This window comes from Xenorhabdus eapokensis, assembly GCF_001908105.1.
Map to the genome: position 1 here is coordinate 1 of NZ_MKGQ01000073.1, position 4,404 is coordinate 4,404.

The 4,404-nt window shown below is 40.7% G+C and carries 5 protein-coding genes; 4 read left to right on the forward strand and 1 reads right to left on the reverse strand.

Annotation, left to right across the window (positions count from 1 at the left end; all coding sequences use genetic code 11):
* Window positions 1–639: 639 nt before the first annotated feature.
* The 4 genes from Xedl_RS19035 (at window position 640) to Xedl_RS19045 (ending at window position 3,813) form a co-directional block, all read left to right on the forward strand.
* Window positions 640–1,989, forward strand: coding sequence for a Fic family protein (locus tag Xedl_RS19035; RefSeq protein WP_074025287.1), 1,350 nt, complete (start codon window positions 640–642; stop codon window positions 1,987–1,989).
* 326 nt (window positions 1,990–2,315) lie between these two features.
* Window positions 2,316–2,480: a hypothetical protein gene (locus Xedl_RS29895; RefSeq protein WP_167366730.1), complete on the forward strand. Its 165-nt coding sequence runs from the start codon at window positions 2,316–2,318 to the stop codon at window positions 2,478–2,480.
* Window positions 2,481–2,483: 3 nt separating this feature from the next.
* Entirely contained in the window at window positions 2,484–3,200 is a 717-nt protein-coding gene (locus Xedl_RS19040; protein ID WP_074025288.1) for a hypothetical protein, read from the forward strand.
* Window positions 3,201–3,210: 10 nt separating this feature from the next.
* Complete coding sequence (locus tag Xedl_RS19045) at window positions 3,211–3,813, forward strand: hypothetical protein (RefSeq protein ID WP_074025289.1); 603 nt, start codon at window positions 3,211–3,213, stop codon at window positions 3,811–3,813.
* Between the two features lie 354 nt (window positions 3,814–4,167).
* Here Xedl_RS19045 and Xedl_RS19050 read toward each other — a convergent pair.
* Window positions 4,168–4,404 (reverse strand): transposase (locus tag Xedl_RS19050; RefSeq protein ID WP_208605094.1); only part of this gene is annotated, 237 nt, incomplete at its 5' end.

Below are 4,404 nucleotides of genomic sequence, written 5' to 3' on the forward strand. Positions count from 1 at the left end.
ATACTCTTTTTCGAAAATCTAAGCTGTAGCCCATCTCATTTTATGCCTTGTCATCTTAGGTTTAGATATTATGTCATATTGATATGATTTAGCTATATCAATAATCAGCATATTTTCTATTTTTATACTCTTATTAACTTTAGACATAAACACCTCACTTTATTATTCGTTAAAGGTCATTTCATCCTGCTGTTAACTCACCAGAAACATTACTGAGGTCAAATCTTAATCTCAATCGGATTACGACTATAGCAAGGCTTATAATTTGAAAGGTGATATGCGATTTAGTGAGGTGTGTTTTAGCATGAATGACAAGACTGCGTTACTTATGAAGTAGGTAGGCTACGTCAAATTATGGTTATTCTGCTATACCGTAAGGCAAAAGTGACAGTCTCACAAGAATTAGGGAGTTAACCAACTGTTGCGGGGGATCACTATGGTTGCTACTTTTTCTCAAAGTGAGGATGAATGAAAATATCAATAAGTTAGAAGGTGAGAAATTCAACCTTTATCTGAGTGGTTGATCTTACTTATTTTTGCCACAGAACCAGAGTTCATAGAACTAATTTATTCATATTGATCCCCTTAAAGGTTTACGCCATAATCATCTATACATCAAATTTTTAAATCTGAGGTAATATGGCTAAACACCCTGTAGAACAATCACCTAAGCTTGATTTTAAAAATTTGGATTTTGTTAAATTCGGGGAGTACCTCAATGAATACAGTATTGTTGATAAGCAAGGAAGATACCTCCATTGGAGTCAGCTTAAATGGCGAGTTCCCAGCAAAGAGGCTGAAAACATCTGGTATGCGGTAAAGTTCCGTAGGGATCAGGCAAAAAAAAGTACGGGCTTGTTTGATAAAAACAGGAATGAGTTTCATTTTTGCATACATGATTCGCTGGAACCAAAGTTGCATAAAATTGTACAACTTGGTGCAGGTAAGGTTGCTGCAATCGCAGGATCTCAAGCATCTGGTCATATTCAACAGAATTATTTAGTTTCCTCTTTACTGATGGAAGAAGCTATCACCAGCGCTCAACTGGAAGGTGCAGCAACTACCCGGGCTGACGCAAAAAAGATGCTGGAGGAGGAGTTAGCGCCCAGCACGCCTGATGAGAGGATGATTCTGAATAATTATAGGTTATTAAGGCTGGCGGATAACAGAAAACAAGAACCCTTGACGAGGGATCTGATGCTTGAGTTTCACAGAATAGCGACTCATGGTGTATCTGAAAACGAAAATATACCGGGGGAATTTAGATGCAGTAATGATATCTATATTGGAAATGATGACAATCCATTATTTTACCCGCCAAACCATGAAGAGTTAGAAAACAGATTAGAAGAAGTATGTGCTTTTGCTAACGAAAATCATAATGGAGAGGAAGGCAGTAAATTTATACCACCCGTCATCAAAGCGATTATTCTTCATTTTATGTTGGGGTATGAACATGCATTTAGGGACGGGAATGGCAGAACCGCAAGGGCGATATTTTATTGGTATATGTTAAAGAATGGATATGATATTTTTGAATATATTTCAATAAGTAAGGTTATCAAAGAACACGCTAAAGATTATGGTATGTCATATCTTTATGTTCAGAAAGATTATGGGGATTTAACTTATTTTATCGACTTTCATGTAAACATTATTTTAAACGCATTTGATGAATTACAAGAATATTTAAAAGTAAAAACAAAAGAATTCTATGAGATTGTCAATGTGTTGGAAAATTCAAAATATAAAAGCAAGCTAAGTTTCATTCAGAAAGACTTAATCAAAAAAGGGGTTAAAGAACCCGGAAGATTGTTTAAAGTGAAATCGGTTCAAAATTTATATGATGTTAGCGAAAATACAGCAAGGAAATTACTGAAAGAACTTGAAACAATGAAGATATTTCTTCCCACAAAAATAGGGCGAGCAACTCATTATATTGCTCCCGCAGATCTACGCAGTAGGCTAAATAAGATATCAAAATCGTAGGATACTTTTTCTTCCCCCCTTGCGCCGTAAGGGGGAAGGCTAGATTTCCGCATCAAAACGCAAAGATTTGTCAGTATCCTGTTCTCATGTTTCCAGCATCATAACAGGGGGCTTTACCCCGTGAAGAATAAGCCCCATATTGATCACCCACTCCTTGATCCCCTTTCATTAAACCTTACCAAACAGCAGGTTAAGTAGCTCTGCCGTTCCTTGCGTGTCCGTAATTTGTGTAATTTATATTATTTCATTATTTGCATCATTAGTTTGATTGTTGCATATATTGCAATAATATAGCTGTATAAATTATCAGCTATTGAGGTATGGGTATGAAAATCGATAACAAAGCTATTTTACTGACTCGTCAGCAGATGGACGCGCTACGAAAGATACAGCAGGACGAATACAGCCGCTCAGAACTCGGCATTAAACCCACGCTTCACGAAGTGGCTCGCAAATTAGTAGACAAGGCTTTATCACAGACAGGAAGATAACAAATGGCAAATTACACTATGTCGAATTTATTGGGATTAGGCCGCTTCAAACGTAAAGCAGCTCACAAACAGAACAAAGACCCACAATACAACTTTAGTCACCTGTCAGCGCGGGCTGATGATGATTCTGGACACTACACGACCGAGCCGGCACAGGAACTTGCTACGGATCTCATCACTGAGCAAGACAACCAGCCCGCACCTATCAAAAAGCACAGCAGGGGGCACAATGTCGCTGTATCGGAAGAAGCCCAAAACAGCCCAGTACTGGCGGTTAAGCTATTACGTGAAACTGATCTGTCCTCAAAAAAGATTAGAGCGAAGTTACAGGATGAACCGGAAGCCCTGTCAAAGTTCACCAGTAAGTATATGGAAGAGCACGATCCGTCATGGGAGTTTCTGGATGATGAAGAAAAAGCCTTCAAAGCCATGACATTTGCGGTTAATAACGGTGATGCTAACGGCTACAACCAAGCAAAACATCATGCTGTCAATGCCCTGAAAAAGATGAAAGAGCCGATGACGGAAGCCGAAATTCAGGCGATGATAGAGAAAACCCGTCAAGCCATGAACGAAAGCGACCCGAACACACCGGATAACATTACAGCACGCAAAAAAGCAGATAAAGAGTATCAGGACGTAGTAACAAAAGCTGGCGAGAAGCTCAAAGCAACCTACGCCAAAACGGGTATCACGCAGCCGAATTACAATAATCGCTAACGGGGGCAGTATGAAGCCTGATTTATACGCCTTTAGCCATTTACGCCCTGATACCAATCGTGCCCGTGGTTATACCGGGCGTTATGCTTCTTGGTACTCATCGGGTGTTTCAGAACCACAGGAAGATAACACCACTGACACGCACAGTAACGCCCACTGGATAGCCAGCAGCCAGGAGGCAAAGAACAATCCTGTTTATGCGTTGCGTCTTATCGACAATCACACGCCGTATCAGTCTGCAATCGTAAAGCTCAGGGAAAGTTACCGTTACCTTAGCCGATACACCACACGCAAGATGGAGGCAGTTTGTTCAGGTTGGGAACTGTTAGATGATGAAGACAAGAATCAGGAAGCATTCAATTACAGCTTGAGGACCAATGATGCGAACGGGTATCAGGCATCATTACGGGCAGCAAGTGAGAAGCTGGAAAAATATATCGAACCCATGACAGAGGACGAGATACAGGCATTAATCCAACGGACGGGTGACTTTATGCGCCGTAACAATCCTCACTCACCGGAAAGCATTGCAGAGCGTCAACGGCAAGAGGAAGAGGAAAAGCGCAAGGTTGAGGAAGAACGGGAACGGCAAAGACAGGCATTCAGGTGGTGATAGTAACGCCGCGTAACTTTCGGGTCCTTCTAAAAACCCTTATAAATCATGGGCATTGCGCGTCGCGTTATTTCACTAGTTTTGAACTTTTGAATTTGTGTCCCATGTCCCATTGAAAATATTTTATATAACTGTTTTTTAATCAACTAATTATGTGATTTTTGGTGTGTATTTTGTGTCCCATTTGTGTCCCCGAAATTGGGGACATCCACGTAAAAATGTCCCACCAATGTCCCATTTAAAATGGAGTATGTCCCATGTCTACTATGACCATTAGTAAGTATGCAAAACATGTCGGTGTGAACCGTAAAACAATTTCACGATGGATCAGGGATGGAAAGTATAGCAGAATCATCATAATTTGACATATTCAATATGCTCCGTAAATAGCTCATCAACTGAACATCTTTTTTGCCTCCTGATCGCTTTTGCTCCTCCCCATTTGTGTTCTATTGGGTTCAAATCCGGACTATAAGCGGGAAGCCATTCCCGTTGACATCTGCTGTCTGCTATCGCTTGTGCCGTATCATTCCGTTTATGGAAAGGCGCATTGTCCATCACTATCACGGCGCCGTGTGGAAGCTTTGGCAG

Coding starts and splice junctions, on each gene's coding strand:
- Xedl_RS29895 (WP_167366730.1), top strand. CDS start 2,316: ATGAAAATCGATAACAAAGCTATTTTACTGACTCGTCAGCAGATGGAC.
- Xedl_RS19045 (WP_074025289.1), top strand. CDS start 3,211: ATGAAGCCTGATTTATACGCCTTTAGCCATTTACGCCCTGATACCAAT.
- Xedl_RS19040 (WP_074025288.1), top strand. CDS start 2,484: ATGGCAAATTACACTATGTCGAATTTATTGGGATTAGGCCGCTTCAAA.
- Xedl_RS19035 (WP_074025287.1), top strand. CDS start 640: ATGGCTAAACACCCTGTAGAACAATCACCTAAGCTTGATTTTAAAAAT.